Origin of the sequence: Salmonella sp. SAL00653 (genome assembly GCF_046552515.1) — a bacterium.
In the GTDB taxonomy this organism is placed as follows: domain Bacteria; phylum Pseudomonadota; class Gammaproteobacteria; order Enterobacterales; family Enterobacteriaceae; genus Salmonella; species Salmonella enterica.
In genome coordinates this window covers 91,758-109,947 of the sequence record NZ_JBGDTY010000002.1, presented here as the reverse complement: position 1 = coordinate 109,947, position 18,190 = coordinate 91,758, and the positions used below count along the sequence as shown (strand labels likewise).

Genomic DNA, 18,190 nt, shown 5'->3' with positions numbered 1-18,190 from the left:
GTCGTGTGCGGCACAAAGAACAAAGAAGAGGTTTTGACTCATGACAGATAAACGCAAAGATGGCTCGGGCAAATTGTTGTACTGCTCTTTTTGCGGCAAAAGCCAGCATGAAGTGCGCAAGCTGATTGCCGGTCCATCCGTGTATATCTGCGACGAATGCGTCGATTTATGTAACGACATTATTCGCGAAGAAATTAAAGAAGTTGCTCCGCACCGTGAACGTAGTGCGCTGCCGACGCCGCATGAAATTCGTACCCACCTGGACGATTACGTTATCGGCCAGGAGCAGGCGAAAAAAGTGCTGGCGGTGGCGGTCTATAACCACTACAAGCGTCTGCGTAACGGCGATACCAGCAATGGCGTCGAGTTAGGCAAAAGCAACATTCTGCTGATTGGACCGACCGGTTCCGGTAAAACGCTGCTGGCGGAAACGCTGGCGCGCTTGCTGGATGTGCCGTTCACTATGGCGGATGCGACCACGCTAACTGAAGCGGGTTACGTTGGTGAAGACGTCGAGAATATCATTCAGAAACTGTTGCAGAAATGCGACTACGACGTGCAAAAAGCGCAGCGTGGGATTGTCTACATTGATGAAATCGATAAGATTTCGCGTAAATCAGACAATCCGTCCATTACCCGCGATGTTTCCGGCGAAGGCGTACAGCAGGCGTTGCTGAAACTGATCGAAGGCACCGTCGCCGCGGTTCCACCGCAGGGCGGTCGCAAACATCCGCAGCAGGAGTTCTTACAGGTAGATACCTCTAAGATTCTGTTTATCTGCGGCGGCGCGTTTGCCGGTCTGGATAAAGTGATCGCTAACCGTGTTGAAACCGGCTCCGGCATTGGTTTTGGCGCGACGGTGAAAGCGAAGTCCGACAAAGCCAGCGAAGGCGAGCTGTTGTCGCAGGTTGAACCGGAAGATTTGATCAAATTTGGTCTGATTCCTGAGTTTATCGGTCGTCTGCCAGTGGTAGCGACGCTGAATGAACTCAGCGAAGAAGCGCTGATTCAAATCCTGAAAGAGCCGAAAAATGCGCTGACCAAGCAGTATCAGGCGCTGTTTAACCTGGAAGGCGTCGATCTGGAATTCCGTGACGAAGCGCTGGACGCTATCGCCAGGAAAGCAATGGCGCGTAAAACCGGTGCCCGTGGTCTGCGTTCTATCGTCGAAGCGGCGCTGCTGGATACCATGTACGATTTGCCATCTATGGAAGACGTCGAAAAAGTGGTGATCGACGAGTCCGTTATTGCCGGTCAGAGTAAGCCGTTGCTGATTTACGGCAAACCGGAAGCGCAGGCTTCTGGCGAATAATTAAACATTCATACAATCAGTTAGCCAAAAAAGGGGGGATTTTATCTCCCCTTTCGTTTTTCCTGTAAACACGCCGTTGAATGTGTGGGAAACATCCCCATATACTGACGTACATGTTATAGGTGGTATGGAGCACAGCTATACTATCTGATTACCTGGCGGACACTAAACTAAGAGAGAGCTCTATGAATCCTGAGCGTTCTGAACGCATTGAAATCCCCGTATTGCCCTTGCGCGATGTGGTGGTTTATCCGCACATGGTCATACCCTTATTTGTAGGGCGGGAAAAATCTATCCGTTGTCTGGAAGCGGCTATGGACCATGATAAAAAAATCATGCTGGTCGCCCAGAAGGAAGCATCAACGGATGAGCCGGGTGTAAACGATCTTTTCACCGTCGGGACCGTGGCCTCTATTTTGCAGATGTTGAAACTGCCTGACGGCACCGTAAAAGTGCTGGTCGAGGGGTTACAGCGCGCGCGTATTTCCGCGCTGTCTGACAACGGCGAACATTTCTCCGCGAAGGCGGAGTACCTTGATTCGCCAGCCATTGATGAGCGAGAACAAGAAGTGCTGGTGCGTACCGCTATCAGCCAGTTCGAAGGCTACATCAAGCTGAACAAAAAAATTCCGCCGGAAGTGCTGACGTCACTCAATAGCATTGACGACCCTGCACGTCTGGCTGACACCATCGCCGCGCATATGCCGCTGAAACTGGCGGATAAACAGTCCGTACTGGAGATGTCCGACGTTAACGAACGTCTGGAATATCTGATGGCGATGATGGAATCTGAAATCGATTTGCTGCAGGTTGAGAAACGCATTCGCAACCGCGTGAAAAAGCAGATGGAGAAATCCCAGCGCGAGTACTATCTGAACGAGCAAATGAAAGCGATTCAGAAAGAGCTTGGCGAGATGGACGACGCGCCGGACGAAAACGAAGCGCTGAAGCGTAAGATCGACGCGGCGAAAATGCCGAAAGAGGCGAAAGAGAAAGCGGAAGCGGAACTGCAGAAGCTGAAAATGATGTCTCCGATGTCGGCGGAAGCGACCGTGGTGCGCGGCTACATCGACTGGATGGTGCAGGTGCCGTGGAATGCGCGTAGCAAGGTCAAAAAAGACCTGCGTCAGGCGCAGGAAATCCTCGATACTGACCATTATGGTCTGGAGCGCGTGAAAGACCGCATCCTTGAGTATCTCGCGGTTCAAAGCCGTGTAAATAAAATCAAGGGGCCGATCCTGTGTCTGGTGGGGCCGCCGGGGGTAGGTAAAACCTCGTTGGGCCAGTCCATCGCTAAAGCAACAGGGCGTAAATACATCCGTATGGCGCTGGGCGGCGTGCGTGATGAAGCGGAAATCCGCGGTCATCGCCGGACTTACATTGGCTCTATGCCGGGTAAACTGATCCAAAAAATGGCCAAAGTGGGGGTTAAAAACCCACTGTTCCTGCTCGATGAGATCGACAAAATGTCTTCTGACATGCGCGGCGATCCGGCTTCCGCACTGCTGGAAGTGCTGGATCCGGAGCAGAACGTGGCGTTCAGCGATCATTACCTGGAAGTGGATTACGATCTCAGCGATGTGATGTTTGTCGCCACTTCCAACTCCATGAACATTCCGGCGCCGCTGCTGGATCGTATGGAAGTGATCCGTCTGTCCGGTTATACCGAAGACGAGAAGCTGAATATTGCTAAACGTCACCTGCTGCCGAAGCAGATCGAGCGTAACGCGCTGAAGAAAGGCGAACTGACGGTCGACGATAGCGCGATTATCGGTATTATCCGCTATTACACGCGTGAAGCGGGCGTTCGTAGTCTGGAGCGTGAAATCTCCAAACTGTGCCGCAAAGCGGTTAAACAACTGTTGCTCGATAAGTCGTTAAAACATATCGAAATTAACGGCGATAATCTGCACGACTACCTCGGTGTGCAGCGCTTTGATTATGGCCGCGCGGATAGCGAAAACCGCGTAGGTCAGGTGACGGGCCTGGCGTGGACGGAAGTGGGCGGCGATCTGTTGACCATTGAAACCGCCTGCGTACCGGGCAAAGGCAAGCTGACCTACACCGGCTCGCTCGGTGAAGTGATGCAGGAATCCATTCAGGCGGCGCTGACCGTGGTGCGTGCGCGCGCGGAAAAACTGGGTATTAATCCGGACTTTTACGAAAAACGCGATATCCACGTTCACGTGCCGGAAGGCGCAACGCCGAAAGACGGTCCAAGCGCCGGTATCGCGATGTGTACCGCGCTGGTTTCCTGCCTGACCGGTAATCCGGTGCGCGCAGATGTGGCAATGACCGGCGAGATCACGCTGCGTGGTCAGGTGTTGCCGATCGGCGGCCTGAAAGAAAAACTGTTGGCGGCGCATCGCGGCGGGATTAAAACGGTCTTAATTCCATTCGAAAATAAACGTGACCTGGAGGAAATTCCGGACAACGTCATTGCCGATCTGGATATTCACCCGGTTAAGCGTATTGAGGAAGTTCTGACGCTTGCTCTGCAAAACGAACCGTCTGGAATGCAGGTTGTAACCGCAAAATAGTGACCTCGCGCAAATAGCGCTAATAAAAACAGGGCTGGCAGGCTATTTCGGACTTGCCAGCCTTTTTTTGTATAGCTAATTTAGATGGTTGATTGGGTCTGCCACCATTAACGGGTGTTGTAAGGGCGTGGCAGGCCTGATATAACTGCTGCGCGGTCGTACTTCGAAGGATTCAGGTGCGATATAAATTATAAAGAGGAAGAGAAGAGTGAATAAATCTCAACTGATCGAAAAAATTGCTGCAGGGGCTGATATCTCTAAGGCTGCGGCTGGACGTGCGTTAGATGCGATTATTGCTTCTGTTACCGAATCTCTGAAAGAAGGGGATGACGTTGCACTGGTAGGCTTTGGTACTTTTGCTGTTAAAGAGCGTGCTGCCCGTACTGGTCGCAACCCGCAAACAGGTAAAGAGATCACCATCGCCGCTGCCAAAGTGCCGAGTTTCCGTGCAGGTAAAGCGCTGAAAGACGCGGTAAACTAAGCGTGATCCCCTCGGGGGATGTGACAAAGTACAAGGGCGCATCAACTGATGTGCCTTTTTTATTGGCGATTCGGGACTTTCTGTGCGTTGCGGGCTGACAATTGCCCTCGTTTCTTGTCACAATAGGCTTTTGTGCGCCGCGTTCAGAAAATGCGATGCGCGTGAAGTCTCTATACGCAAATCATTCAGGTTGCGTCGACGCGGCGACTGAGCGAATCACTCGGTAGCCAGCGGAGAAGCCGCCTGAAAGATAAAGTGTAAAGTCACCTACAGCGGAGTGTGGTTACACCATGATGGACAGCTTACGCACGGCTGCAAACAGTCTCGTGCTCAAGATTATTTTCGTTATCATTATCGTGTCGTTCATTTTGACCGGCGTTAGTGGTTACCTGATTGGCGGAAGCAATAACTACGCCGCAAAAGTGAATGGCCAGGAAATCAGCCGGGCACAGTTTGAGAATGCGTTTAATAACGAACGTAACCGTATGCAGCAGCAGTTGGGCGACAGGTATTCTGAACTGGCGGCCAACGAAGGTTATATGAAAAGCCTGCGCCAGCAGGTGCTGAATCGTCTGATAGATGAAGCGCTGTTGGATCAATATTCCCGCGAACTGAAACTGGGCATCAGCGATGAGCAGGTAAAGCAGGCGATTTTCGCCACTCCCGCTTTTCAGGTGGACGGTAAGTTTGACAACAACCGCTATAACGCGATTGTGAATCAGATGGGAATGACCGCCGATCAGTACGCTCAGGCGCTGCGTAACCAGCTTACCACTCAGCAACTGATCAACGGCGTGGCCGGTACTGATTTTATGCTGAAAGGGGAAACCGACGAACTGGCGGCATTAGTCTCTCAACAGCGCGTGGTGCGTGAAGCCGTTATTGATGTCAACGCGCTGGCGGCGAAGCAGCAGGTGACCGATCAGGAAGTGTCCAGCTACTACGATCAGAATAAAGTCCGCTTTATGACGCCGGAACAGTTCCGCGTAAGCTATATCAAGCTGGATGCCGCGACGATGCAGGCACCGGTCAGCGATGCGGATATTCAGGCCTATTATGACCAGCATGTAGATCAGTTTACTCAGCCGGAGCGTATTCGTTACAGCATTATTCAGACCAAAACGGAAGATGATGCGAAAGCGGTACTGGATGCGCTGAACAAGGGCGAAGATTTCGCCACGCTGGCGAAAGAGAAATCTACCGATATCATCTCTGCGCGTAATGGCGGCGATATGGGCTGGCTGGAAGAGTCTGCCACGGTGCCGGAACTGAAAAACGCCGGATTAAAAGAAAAAGGCCAGATATCTGGCGTGATTAAGTCGTCTGTCGGTTTTCTGGTGGCGCGTCTGGATGATATTCAGCCTGCCAAAGTGAAACCGTTAAGCGAGGTTCGCGACGACATTGCCGCGAAAGTGAAACAAGAAAAAGCGCTGGATGCTTACTATGCGTTGCAGCAGAAAGTGAGCGATGCGGCAAGCAACGACAATGAGTCGTTAGCAGGCGCTGAACAGGTCGCTGGCGTAAAAGCCGTTGAAACCGGCTGGTTTAGCCGTGACACCTTACCGGAAGAGCTGAACTTCAAACCGGTAGCCGATGCTATCTTTAATGGCGGTCTGGTGGGCGAAAACGGTACGCCGGGGCCGAATTCAGACATTATCACCGTAGATGGCGACCGGGCTTTTGTCGTGCGCGTGAGCGAACATAAACCTGAAGCCGTGAAGCCGTTGGCAGAAGTGAAGGAACAGGTCACTGCCCTGGTGAAGCATAACAAAGCGGAACAACAGGCGAAGCTGGATGCGGAAAAACTGCTGGTCGAGCTGAAAGCGGGCAAAGGCGCGGAAGCGATGAAAGCGGCGGGGCTGAGTTTTGGCGAGCCTAAAACGTTAAGTCGTACCAGTCAGGATCCGGTGAGTCAGGCGGCCTTTGCGTTAAGCCTTCCGACGAAAGATAAGCCAGTTTATGGCGTGGCGAACGATATGCAGGGTAACGTCGTTCTGCTGGCGTTTGACGAGGTGAAAGCGGGCGCCATGCCGGAAGCGCAGAAAAAAGCGATGGTGCAGGGCATCACGCAGAACAATGCGCAAATTGTCTTTGAGGCGCTGATGAGCAATCTGCGTAAAGAGGCGAAAATCAAAATCGGCGACGCTCTGGAACAGCAGTAATCGTCGAGGCGCTTCGCAAAAAATTGCAAAACGTTGTATCCCACAAAGGCCGCTTTCGCGGCCTTTTCCATTTCTGAGAATTGCCGTTTGTTCGTTTTTCTCCGCCCCGCTATCGTGGCTGCACTGTTAACAAACAAGGAGAAAACAGTATGAAACACGGAATTAAAGCACTGCTTATTACGCTTTCTTTAACCTGCGCGGGCATGGCCCATAGCGCGCTGGCGGCGACGCCTGTCGCAAAAAATGCAGCGGTGGAAACAAAAGCGGATACGCCTTCTTCATCCTCCGCCAAAGCGGCATTACCTGCTAAAGCCAGCGATGATGAAGGTACCAGGGTGAGCATTAATACCGCGTCTGCGGAGGATCTGGCGCGGGTGATGAACGGCGTTGGGCTGAAAAAAGCGCAGGCTATTGTGAGCTATCGGGAGGAGTATGGTCCTTTTAAAACGGTGGATGATTTAAAGCAGGTGCCGGGAATGGGAAGCGCGCTGGTGGAGCGTAATCTGGCAGTTTTAACATTGTAATCACTTGCACAGTGGCCAAAATTTGCCAGACTGTAGAGGTCATACCAGTTATGACCTCTGTACTTGTCGTTTACTTATAACAACAACGTAAGGTTATTGCGCTATGCAAACACAAATCAAAGTTCGTGGATATCATCTTGATGTTTATCAACATGTTAATAATGCCCGCTATCTGGAGTTTCTGGAAGAGGCCCGTTGGGATGGTCTGGAAAACAGCGACAGCTTTCAGTGGATGACGGCCCGCAATATTGCCTTTGTGGTGGTAAACATCAATATAAATTACCGTCGCCCGGCGGTATTGAGCGATCTATTGACCGTGACCAGCCAGGTACAACAGCTTAACGGTAAAAGCGGCGTATTAAGCCAGACGATTACGCTGGAGCCAGAAGGGCAGGTGGTGGCCGATGCGCTCATCACGTTTGTTTGTATTGATTTAAAAACGCAAAAAGCGCTGCCGCTGGAAGGCGAATTGCGTGAAAAGCTGGAACAGATGGTGCAATAACGCTTCGCAGTCTGATGGCGTTGAACTTGTCCGGCCTGGCGATATTGACCATGGTGAATATCGCCAGGCCGGATAAGGTGCATGCGCCGCCATCCGGCAAAACAATCACCTTAACCCGGTTTTTTGCTTCATTGCCGCCATCACCGCCGCTTTATTCGACAGATAATGATTCAGGCCGTTAGCGCGCAGATTACAGGCTGCGCAATGACCACAGCCATCGCCTTTAATGCCGTTATAGCAGGTCAGCGTCTCTTCGCGAACCAAATCCAGTTGGCCCCAATAATCGGCCAGCGCCCAGGTTTCAGCTTTATCAATCCACATTAAGGGCGTTTCGAAACGGATATCTTTCGCCATGCCCAGATTCACCGCGTGATTCAGCGCTTTGACGAACTCATCGCGACAGTCTGGATAGCCGGAAAAATCGGTCTCGCAAACGCCAGTGATCACCGCCTCGGCTTTGACCTGATAAGCGTAAATCGCCGCCAGCGTCAGAAAGAGAATATTGCGTCCCGGTACGAAAGTATTGGGGATACCGTCAGCGTTCGGTTCATAGTCCGGCACCGGAATGCTATCCCGCGTCAGGCTGCTGACCGCCAGTTCGTTCAGCAAAGTGACATCCAGCACTTTATGCGCGCGTGCGCCAAGTTTTAACGCCAGCTCCCGTGCGACATCAATCTCTGCGCGGTGGCGCTGACCATAATCAAACGTGACACAATGCACTTCATCATACTGATGCCGCGCTTGCGCCAGACAAGTGGTGGAGTCCTGACCTCCACTAAATACAACAACGGCGCGTTTCATAGTTATCCTGATCAATGACGAAAGCCAATATGGTAACGCGTACGGATAATCCCGACCAGCTTCTTCACGGCGAAGGCGGCGGAAGCCAGGCTTCGCTAAATTCAAACCAGCCGCGAGGGGTGAGCCGAACGCCGTTAACGCCCGGAGGGGCGCTGATGCGATAGTGATAATTAAACAGCGGCGTAAGTGTGGCATCATCCATCAGGTTGGCAAAAACTTGTTGTAGCGCGGCGCGGCGATCTTTTTCATTGGGCTGAATTTGCAGAGCGTCAAGCGTAGCCTGCAGATGGGAAAACGCAGGTGCGTCCAGGACATGCGGCCAGATCTGATCGCAACGTAGCCACTGCTCCAGCGTATATTCCGGCGCTTCGCCGATCAGCCTGTCGCCCATCATCAGATCCGCTTGCGTCAACGCAGGGCAGTTATCCCAGTTTTTGGCATTATGAAAAATCAACGTTAACTCACAGCCGAGCGTCGCCAGGTAATGTCGAAGTTGTTCCGCCATCGTATGCAGCTCTACGGGAAGGTGATACGCCAGGGTAAGTTTTTTCGGCAATGGCGTTTCATCAACGTCCTGCCATTGCGGGATTGTCCAGCCGGGTAGCAGCCCCTGACTTGGCATAATCAAGTTCTCATCTACTGGCAAGGTTTTCAGCAGCGAAGTATGATGGATAATATGTATCAGACGCCGCGCCTGCTGTACGTTGAGCCGTGAGCCCTTTTTGAGGGTTAAATAACAAAAGCCAAGACTGATACCACTACTTACCTGACTCAGCGTCGCCAGCTCTTCCGGTTTGCCGATGGCAATCTGCACCGGATGGCGGCAACTGGTGCCCAGATCCTGGGCAAACAGCTGCGGGGTGATCCAGAATTCAATCGCTTTCAGCAGCGGATGGCTGAGGTGATAATGGTCATGACTTTCCAGACGCACCAGTTCCGGCGTGAACAACGCCAGGCGAAAAGGACCGGTGCCGATAAGCGGCAGGTCAGGATGCGCCAGACCGCTACAATAGCTCGCCAGACGATGCGCAAGCCAGTAATCAGGTCGGTGAAGGAGAAAGGTCAGGCACTGAGGATGCGTTACTTCGATCCGTGCGACGCTAATAAACAATTTGCTTAGCGCCGGTAGGGTAAGCAGCCTTTCCAGGCGTTCGTGTAGCTGCGCGGTGTCCACCGCATCGCCATTATGCCAGTGCAGCGTGGAGCGAATATAAAAATCCCAGCGTAAACCGTCGGCGGAAACCTCCCAGTGATGCGCCAAATCCCCGCAAGGATATTGACTGTCGCGGTCGAAGCGCGTTAACCCGGAAAAAACTTGCCCTGCGAGATGCTGTTCCGCGCGTCCTGGCAGGAAACCCGGCTGCAGCGGATCAAGCGGACGATAGTAGGGAATACGCAATGTCGGCGTATCGTTTTGCCATTGGCCGCCCATAAAAGGCTGGAGCATCGCCCGTAACTCGCCCGGCGCCAGCTGCGCCAGTTCCAGTACGTTGAGCTGCTGCCCTTTTTCCAGCGCCTGTTCCATCATGGCGGTGCGGAGCGATTCCGGCGTGACCAGAAACTGGAGCCGTCCACGTTTCCCGCGCCCGGACTGCGCCTCCCATCTTAGCCAACCTGCCTGCTGGGCCTGACGCAGCAGCGTTCGCAGATGGCGCTCGCTACAAAAACAGCGTTCGGCCAGTTCGCTAACGGTGACATGTTGCGTTTCCCCGGCGGAAGGCTGCCAGAGGCGTTGATATTGATTAAGCCGATTCAGTAGCCTCATAGAAACCCGGAACACTTCCTTTTATCTGTTCACTATTACTTCCGTATATCTCAGGTAATACTGAACAACAAGTTAACCGCGTCACAGTATGGAGAAAGAGATGGCCCGTCTGGCAGCATTTGATATGGATGGCACGTTATTAATGCCCGATCACCATTTGGGTAGAGAAACGATCGCCACGCTGTCGCGTCTGCGCGAACGCGATATCACCCTGACATTCGCTACGGGTCGTCATGTGCTGGAGATGCGGCATATTCTGGGGACGCTATCACTGGATGCTTATCTTATTACCAGTAACGGGACGCGAATTCACTCTCTGGAAGGCGACGTGCTGCATCGTCAGGATCTCGATCCTCAGGTTGCCGATACGGTGATGCACCATGCCTGGGATACCCGAGCCAGTATGCATGTGTTTAATGACAACGGCTGGTTTACAGGCCAGGAGATCCCCGCGCTACTCCAGGCGCACGTCTACAGCGGCTTTCGTTATCAGGTTATCGATATAAAAAGCATACCGGCCCATCAGGTGACGAAGATCTGTTTTTGCGGCGATCATGACGATCTGATCCGTTTGCGCATTCAGCTCAATGAGGCGCTGGAAGAACGCGCGCACCTCTGTTTCTCTGCCGTCGACTGCCTGGAAGTGCTACCGCTGGGGTGCAATAAAGGATCGGCGCTGGCGGTATTGAGCAACCATTTAGGGCTTTCACTGGCAGATTGCATGGCGTTTGGCGACGCGATGAACGATCGGGAAATGCTTGGCAGCGTCGGGCGGGGGCTCATTATGGGCAATGCCATGCCGCAGCTTATCGCCGCGCTGCCACACCTTTCGGTTATCGGACATTGTGGTAATCAAGCGGTATCACACTTTTTGACGCATTGGCTGGACAATCCGCATCTACCTTATTCCCCCGAATGAGAGATCTCTTCCAGCAAGCCAGACATTCAGTCTGGCTTTTTTTTGGTTTTTAGTCGCCGGTAAGTAATTTTGCGATGGCCGCTGACCACGGCGTCAAATCGCCGATATGGTCGCTAACCCAGGACGGATGGTAATAGGTATCCAGATAGCGATCGCCGCTATCGCACAATAACGTCACGATAGCGCCGGTTTCTCCAGCCTCGCGCATCCGGGCCGCAAGCTGCAGCGCTCCCCACATATTCGTGCCGGTAGAGGCGCCGACTTTACGGCCTAGCTGCGTTTCCAGCCAGTGTGCGGTGGCAACGCTGGCGGCGTCCGGCACGCGCAGCATCTCATCCACGACATCCGGAATAAAAGAAGGCTCTACTCGCGGACGACCAATTCCTTCAATTTTACTGCCCACCGGGCTGCGTAATGAAGCGTCGCGATCCTGCCAGTAAGGTAAAAAGACGGAATTTTCCGGATCCACCACCATGAGCTGAGTATCATAGCCTTGGCAGCGAATATAGCGCCCAATCGTCGCAGAGGTTCCGCCCGTTCCGGCGCTCATGACGATAAATCGCGGTACTGGATGGGGTTCGTTGCGCATCTGGCGGAAAATACTGTCGGCAATATTATTGTTGCCCCGCCAGTCGGTAGCTCGTTCTGCGTAGGTAAATTGGTCCATATAGTGACCGTTCAGTTCATGCGCCAGCCGCTCGGAGGCGGCATAAATTTCGCAGGCGCTCTCCACAAAATGACAGTGGCCGCCGTAAAATTGAATCTGTTCGATTTTACGTTTTGCGGTACAGGCGGGCATGACGGCGATGAACGGCAGTCCCAGTAAACGCGCGAACCAGGCTTCGGAAATCGCCGTTGAGCCTGATGACGCTTCAATAATCGGAGTGCCTTCTTTAATCCAGCCATTGCACAGCCCATAAAGGAACAGCGAGCGCGCCAGACGATGCTTGAGGCTACCGGTGGGATGCGTGCTTTCGTCTTTCAGGTAAAGCTGGATACCTGGAAATGCCGACAGGGGCAAACGAATAAGATGCGTATCCGCCGAGCGCTGGTGGTCAGCGTTAATTTCATTAATGGCATTTTTAACCCAATTGCTACTCATCATTAATATCCATTTATCATTTTGTGCCAAGAGTAGCGAAAAGTACGGAAAAATTGTTGCTATTTGACCTTTAAATTACAATGTAAGGAGAAAAATATTCTCTATGGAGTGGGTATGTTAGATAAAATTGACCGTAAACTGCTTTGCTTATTGCAGCAGGACTGTACCCTCTCTTTGCAGGCGCTGGCGGATGCCGTTAATCTGACGACAACGCCTTGCTGGAAGCGGCTTAAACGCCTGGAAGATGACGGTATCCTGCTTGGCAGGGTCGCGCTGCTGGACCCGGAAAAACTGGGGCTGGGATTAACCGCTTTTGTGTTGATAAAAACGCAGCACCACAGCAGTGAATGGTACTGTCGGTTCGTGACAGTCGTCTCTGAGATGCCGGAAGTGCTTGGCTTCTGGCGGATGGCGGGGAAATACGACTATCTGATGCGAGTTCAGGTGGCCGACATGAAGCGGTATGACGACTTCTATAAACGTCTGGTCAATAGCGTCCCAGGACTGTCAGACGTCACCTCCAGTTTTGCGATGGAACAGATTAAGTACACCACCTCTCTGCCCATTGAATAATTCTCCCGGTATTGCCGGAAATCATATCAGGAAATAACGCGTGCGATTATTTGCTCAATTAAGCTGGTACTTTTGCCGGGAATGGAGTCGCTATCTTGGCGCGGTGGCTCTGCTTATGCTTATTGCGATGCTTCAGCTGATCCCGCCTAAAGTGGTGGGGATTGTCGTGGATGGCGTAACCGCACAGCATTTTACTCCAGGCCGAATAGCGATGTGGATTGGCACCATTGCCCTGATCGCCGTAGTGGTCTATTTGTTGCGCTATGTCTGGCGCGTGCTGCTATTTGGCGCTTCTTATCAATTAGCCGTTGAACTGCGTGAGGATTATTATCGCCAGCTGAGTCGTCAGCATCCTGAATTTTATCAGCGCCATCGGACGGGCGATCTTATCGCGCGCGCGACGAATGATGTGGATCGCGTCGTATTTGCGGCGGGCGAGGGAGTTCTGACGCTGGTTGACTCGCTGGTAATGGGCTGTGCGGTACCGATTGTCATGTCGACGCAAATTAGCTGGCAGCTAACGCTATTAGCTCTGTTGCCGATGCCGGTGATGGCGCTGATGATCAAACGTTACGGCGATCGGCTGCATGACTATTTCAAACTGGCGCAGGTCGCCTTCTCCAGCCTGAACGACCGCACGCAGGAGAGTCTGACCAGCATCCGTATGATCAAAGCGTTTGGTCTGGAGGACCGCCAGTCTTCGCTGTTTGCGGCGGATGCCGAAGATACCGGCAAGAAAAATATGCGCGTGGCGCGTATTGACGCGCGTTTTGATCCAACCATTTACATCGCCATTGGCATGGCGAACCTGCTTGCGATTAGCGGCGGAAGCTGGATGGTGGTTAACGGCAGCCTGACGCTGGGCGAACTCACCAGCTTTATGATGTATCTGGGGTTGATGATTTGGCCGATGCTGGCGCTGGCCTGGATGTTTAATATCGTGGAGCGGGGTAGCGCCGCTTACAGCCGCATCCGCGCCATGCTGGCGGAAGCGCCGGTAGTTAAGGATGGCGAAGAGCCGGTCCCGGCGGGGCGTGGCGAACTGACGGCGGCCATTCGTGAGTTTTGCTATCCGCAAACGACGCATCCGGCGCTGGAGAATGTGAACTTTCGTCTTAAACCGGGTCAGATGCTGGGGATATGCGGTCCGACCGGCGCGGGGAAAAGCACAATATTGTCGCTTATCCAGCGCCATTTTGATGTGACGCAGGGAGAAATCCGATTCCATGACATGCCGTTGACGCATCTGCAACTGGATAGCTGGCGTAGCCGACTGGCGGTCGTCAGCCAGACGCCGTTTTTGTTCTCGGACTCTATTGCCAATAATATTGCGCTCGGACGCCCGGAGGCGACTCAAGAGGAGATTGAACGGGTGGCGCGTTTAGCCAGCGTACATGAGGATATTCTCCGTTTGCCACAGGGCTATGACACGCAGGTAGGTGAACGTGGCGTCATGTTATCGGGAGGGCAAAAACAGCGTATCTCGATTGCCAGAGCGCTGCTGTTAAATGCGGAAATTCTGCTTCTCGATGATGCGCTTTCAGCAGTAGATGGTCGTACAGAGCATCAGATTTTGCATAATTTGCGCCAGTGGGGCGAAGGGCGTACGGTTATCATCAGCGCGCATCGTTTATCCGCGCTGACCGACGCCAATGAAATTATCGTTATGCAACATGGTCATGTTGTTCAGCGCGGCGATCACAATCAACTGGCGCAGCAGATTGGCTGGTATCGCGATATGTATCGCTATCAGCAACTGGAGGCCGCTCTGGATGACGCGCCGGAACGCGGCGAGGAGGCGGCGAATGCGTAGTTTTGGACAGCTATGGCCGACGCTGAAACGGTTGCTGGCGTATGGCTCGCCATGGCGAAAACCGCTCTCTGTCGCGGTGATGATGCTGTGGATTGCGGCAGCGGCGGAGGTTAGCGGTCCGCTGCTGATCAGCTATTTCATTGATAACATGGTGGCCCGCCACCATTTACCGTTGGGCAAGGTCGCGGGGCTGGCGGCCGCCTATGTAGGGCTACAATTTCTGGCGGCGGGTCTGCATTACGCCCAGTCTTTATTATTTAACCGGGCGGCCGTTGGCGTGGTTCAGTCCTTGCGCACGGACGTCATGGATGCCGCCTTGCGCCAGCCGCTAAGCGCCTTCGACACGCAGCCTGTCGGACAATTAATTTCACGTGTGACCAACGATACGGAAGTCATCCGCGATCTGTACGTCACGGTCGTCGCAACGGTATTACGTAGCGCGGCGTTGATCGGCGCCATGCTGGTCGCTATGTTCAGCCTTGACTGGCGGATGGCGCTGGTAGCGATTTTGATTTTTCCGGCGGTATTGACCGTGATGATCATTTATCAGCGCTACAGCACGCCGATTGTACGCCGCGTGCGGGCATACCTGGCGGATATTAACGACGGCTTTAACGAAATCATCAATGGGATGAGCGTAATCCAGCAGTTTCGCCAGCAGGCGCGCTTCGGCGAACGCATGGGCGAGGCCAGCCGCTCGCACTACATGGCGCGGATGCAGACGCTGCGCTTGGACGGCTTTTTATTGCGTCCGCTGCTTAGCCTCTTTTCCGCGCTCATTTTATGCGGTTTGTTGATGCTTTTCAGCTTTACGTCTGCCGGCACGATTGAGGTCGGGGTGCTGTATGCGTTCATTAGCTATTTGTCACGTCTGAACGAGCCGCTCATTGAACTGACCACCCAGCAATCCATGCTACAGCAGGCGGTTGTGGCGGGAGAGCGTGTTTTTGAACTGATGGATCGCCCGCGCCAGCGCTATGGCAGCGACGACAGGCCGTTACAAAGCGGGGCGATTGATATTGATCATCTGTCGTTTGCTTACCGCGACGATAATCTTGTTTTACAGGACATTACGCTATCAGTACCGTCCCGTAGCTTTGTGGCGCTGGTGGGGCACACCGGCAGCGGGAAGAGCACGCTCGCCAGCTTATTAATGGGGTATTACCCCCTGACACAAGGCGAAATTCGGCTGGATGGGCGAGAAATCGCCTCTCTTAATCATCGCGTTTTACGCCAGGGCGTGGCGATGGTTCAACAGGACCCGGTAGTGATGGCGGATACCTTTCTGGCTAATGTGACGCTGGGGCGCGATGTCTCCGAGGCGCAGGTGTGGCAGGCGCTGGAAACGGTACAACTGGCAGATCTGGCGCGCGGCCTGAGCGACGGGCTGCATACGCATCTCGGCGAGCAGGGAAATACGCTGTCCGTCGGGCAAAAACAGCTATTGGCGCTGGCGCGCGTGCTGGTTGACGCCCCGCAAATATTAATTCTTGATGAAGCGACGGCCAGCATCGATTCCGGCACTGAGCAGGCGATACAGCAGGCGCTGGCGGCGATTCGCGAGCGCACCACGTTGGTGGTTATTGCCCATCGGCTATCGACAATCGTGGAGGCGGATACCATTCTGGTTCTCCATCGCGGCCAGGCGGTGGAGCGCGGGACGCATCAACAATTGCTGGCGGCGCAAGGGCGCTACTGGCAAATGTATCAATTACAGTTAGTTGGCGAGGAGTTAGCCGCCAGCGTACACGAAGAATCCGGCCCTGCGGCGTAAGGTTTGGCGCCACAGAGCAAAACCTCGCCCATCATGCACCGTCATGGTGCGTTTTTCTTTCCCTGCTTCGATTTTGGGGCGCGTCAATATAAAGACGCGCCGCTAACCGCGCTTTTCCTCGCTCGCCAGCTTCTGGCACATCCTTTGCAATATCCATCCTGAAGAGTCCATGCGCGGCGGCAGCCGTTACCTAATTCTGACTGGAGGGTTCTATGAAGCTGGTTACTGTGATTATCAAACCGTTCAAGCTGGAGGACGTGCGGGAGGCGCTTTCTTCCATTGGCATTCAGGGACTGACCGTCACCGAAGTGAAAGGGTTTGGCCGTCAGAAAGGACACGCCGAACTGTATCGCGGCGCGGAGTACAGCGTGAATTTCCTGCCGAAGGTCAAAATTGATGTGGCTATCGCCGACGACCAACTGGAAGAGGTGATCGATATCATCAGTAAAGCGGCTTACACCGGAAAAATTGGCGACGGCAAAATTTTCGTCGCGGAGCTCATGCGCGTTATTCGGATTCGTACCGGCGAAGCTGACGAAGCAGCGCTGTAAGACCCGCCACACAGCAACAGGAAATGAAAAAATGAAGATAGCGATGATAAAAACCACACTGGCTTCACTGGCTTCACTGGCTTCACTGGCGCTGCTGCCTGGGCTAACGATAGCCGCGCCGGCGGTTGCCGATAAAGCGGATAGTGCTTTTATGATGATTTGCACCGCGCTGGTGCTGTTCATGACGATACCGGGTATCGCGCTGTTTTACGGCGGATTAATTCGCGCCAAGAACGTGCTGTCAATGTTAACGCAAGTGACCGTCACCTTTGCGCTGGTCTGTATTTTATGGGTGGTGTACGGCTATTCGCTGGCTTTTGGCGAAGGGAATCATTTTTTCGGTAATGCCGATGGGGCGATGTTGAAGAATATCGCGTTGACGGCGGTAACGGGGACGATTTATCAGTATATTCATGTCGCGTTTCAGGGATCTTTCGCCTGTATTACCGTCGGGCTGATTGTCGGCGCGCTGGCGGAGCGTATTCGTTTTTCGGCGGTACTGATTTTTGTTGTGGTGTGGTTCACGCTCTCTTATATCCCGATTGCGCACATGGTGTGGGGCGGCGGCCTGCTGGCTGCTCACGGCGCGCTGGATTTTGCTGGTGGTACAGTGGTGCATATTAACGCCGCTATCGCTGGGCTGGTGGGGGCTTATTTAATTGGCAAACGCGTCGGCTTTGGGAAGGAAGCATTTAAACCCCATAACCTGCCGATGGTCTTTACCGGTACTGCGATTCTGTATATCGGCTGGTTTGGATTTAACGCGGGTTCTGCCGGTAGCGCAAACGAGATAGCAGCGCTGGCCTTTGTGAACACCGTGGTGGCGACCGCCGCCGCGATTCTGGGGTGGATTATCGGCGAGTGGACGCTACGCGGTAAGCCTTCCCTGCTGGGAGCGTGTTCCGGCGCGATTGCCGGTCTGGTCGGCGTGACGCCAGCCTGTGGCTATGTTGGCGTTGGCGGCGCGCTGGTTATCGGCGTTATTGCGGGTCTGGCGGGATTGTGGGGAGTCACCATGCTTAAACGTCTGCTACGGGTAGATGATCCGTGCGACGTATTTGGCGTTCACGGCGTTTGCGGAATAGTCGGCTGTATCCTGACCGGCGTTTTTGCCGCCAGCTCGCTGGGCGGCGTTGGCTTTGTCGACGGCGTTACGATGGGACATCAGGTGATGGTACAGCTGGAAAGTATTGCTATTACGGTCGTCTGGTCCGGCGTTGTCGCGTTTGTTGGTTACAAACTGGCGGATATCCTTGTTGGACTGCGTGTACCGGAAGAGCAGGAGCGCGAGGGGCTGGATGTGAACAGTCACGGCGAGAATGCGTATAACGCGTGATTGCGCAACATGCCTGATGGCGCTGCGCTTATCCA

Annotated in this window: 15 protein-coding genes; 12 read left to right on the top strand and 3 right to left on the bottom strand. The window is 53.6% G+C overall.

Going from position 1 to position 18,190, the window contains the following annotated elements; all coding sequences use genetic code 11:
- The first annotated feature begins 40 nt into the window (after positions 1-40).
- From clpX to fadM, 6 genes are all read left to right on the top strand, one after another.
- On the top strand, positions 41-1,312 hold the full coding sequence (gene clpX, locus ACLJRU_RS03255) for an ATP-dependent protease ATP-binding subunit ClpX (protein ID WP_000130314.1): 1,272 nt from the start codon (positions 41-43) through the stop codon (positions 1,310-1,312).
- Between the two features lie 185 nt (positions 1,313-1,497).
- Positions 1,498-3,852 (top strand): endopeptidase La, encoded by a 2,355-nt coding sequence (gene lon, locus ACLJRU_RS03250; RefSeq protein ID WP_001067723.1) that lies wholly within the window; start codon positions 1,498-1,500, stop codon positions 3,850-3,852.
- 190 nt (positions 3,853-4,042) lie between these two features.
- A complete protein-coding gene (gene hupB / locus ACLJRU_RS03245) occupies positions 4,043-4,333 on the top strand; it encodes a nucleoid-associated protein HU-beta (RefSeq protein ID WP_254888479.1) in 291 nt (96 codons plus the stop codon).
- A 290-nt stretch (positions 4,334-4,623) separates the two neighbouring features.
- A complete protein-coding gene (gene ppiD, locus ACLJRU_RS03240) occupies positions 4,624-6,495 on the top strand; it encodes a peptidylprolyl isomerase (protein WP_000969434.1) in 1,872 nt (623 codons plus the stop codon).
- Between the two features lie 149 nt (positions 6,496-6,644).
- A complete protein-coding gene (locus ACLJRU_RS03235) occupies positions 6,645-7,019 on the top strand; it encodes a helix-hairpin-helix domain-containing protein (RefSeq protein ID WP_000680322.1) in 375 nt (124 codons plus the stop codon).
- A gap of 103 nt (positions 7,020-7,122) precedes the next feature.
- A complete protein-coding gene (gene fadM / locus ACLJRU_RS03230) occupies positions 7,123-7,521 on the top strand; it encodes a long-chain acyl-CoA thioesterase FadM (protein ID WP_001194543.1) in 399 nt (132 codons plus the stop codon).
- Between the two features lie 105 nt (positions 7,522-7,626).
- Here fadM and queC read toward each other — a convergent pair whose 3' ends face one another.
- Positions 7,627-8,322: a 7-cyano-7-deazaguanine synthase QueC gene (gene queC / locus ACLJRU_RS03225; protein ID WP_000817214.1), complete on the bottom strand. Its 696-nt coding sequence runs from the start codon at positions 8,320-8,322 to the stop codon at positions 7,627-7,629.
- A gap of 64 nt (positions 8,323-8,386) precedes the next feature.
- Positions 8,387-10,087, bottom strand: a complete 1,701-nt coding sequence (locus ACLJRU_RS03220; protein WP_001238164.1) for an SgrR family transcriptional regulator — start codon at positions 10,085-10,087, stop codon at positions 8,387-8,389.
- A 100-nt stretch (positions 10,088-10,187) separates the two neighbouring features.
- Here ACLJRU_RS03220 and cof point away from each other — a divergent pair, with 100 nt between their 5' ends.
- A complete protein-coding gene (gene cof / locus ACLJRU_RS03215; RefSeq protein WP_023235420.1) occupies positions 10,188-11,006 on the top strand; it encodes an HMP-PP phosphatase in 819 nt (272 codons plus the stop codon).
- A 49-nt stretch (positions 11,007-11,055) separates the two neighbouring features.
- Here cof and cdsH read toward each other — a convergent pair whose 3' ends face one another.
- Positions 11,056-12,111, bottom strand: a complete 1,056-nt coding sequence (cdsH, locus tag ACLJRU_RS03210; protein WP_000987850.1) for a cysteine desulfhydrase — start codon at positions 12,109-12,111, stop codon at positions 11,056-11,058.
- A 111-nt stretch (positions 12,112-12,222) separates the two neighbouring features.
- Between cdsH and decR the strand changes: the two genes are divergently transcribed.
- The 5 genes from decR to amtB all read left to right on the top strand — a co-directional run bounded on the left by decR (position 12,223) and on the right by amtB (position 18,155).
- Positions 12,223-12,681 (top strand): DNA-binding transcriptional regulator DecR, encoded by a 459-nt coding sequence (gene decR, locus ACLJRU_RS03205; protein WP_001539328.1) that lies wholly within the window; start codon positions 12,223-12,225, stop codon positions 12,679-12,681.
- Between the two features lie 40 nt (positions 12,682-12,721).
- Positions 12,722-14,494 carry a SmdA family multidrug ABC transporter permease/ATP-binding protein gene (locus tag ACLJRU_RS03200; RefSeq protein ID WP_001539329.1) on the top strand — a complete coding sequence of 591 codons (1,773 nt, stop codon included), beginning with the start codon at positions 12,722-12,724 and terminating at the stop codon, positions 14,492-14,494.
- Positions 14,487-16,268, top strand: coding sequence for a SmdB family multidrug efflux ABC transporter permease/ATP-binding protein (locus tag ACLJRU_RS03195; RefSeq protein ID WP_001256071.1), 1,782 nt, complete (start codon positions 14,487-14,489; stop codon positions 16,266-16,268). The genes ACLJRU_RS03200 and ACLJRU_RS03195 overlap by 8 nt, the downstream gene beginning before the upstream one ends.
- Before the next feature lie 212 nt (positions 16,269-16,480).
- On the top strand, positions 16,481-16,819 hold the full coding sequence (glnK, locus tag ACLJRU_RS03190; RefSeq protein ID WP_000780341.1) for a P-II family nitrogen regulator: 339 nt from the start codon (positions 16,481-16,483) through the stop codon (positions 16,817-16,819).
- 31 nt (positions 16,820-16,850) lie between these two features.
- A complete protein-coding gene (amtB, locus tag ACLJRU_RS03185) occupies positions 16,851-18,155 on the top strand; it encodes an ammonium transporter AmtB (protein ID WP_000684923.1) in 1,305 nt (434 codons plus the stop codon).
- Positions 18,156-18,190: the final 35 nt, after the last annotated feature.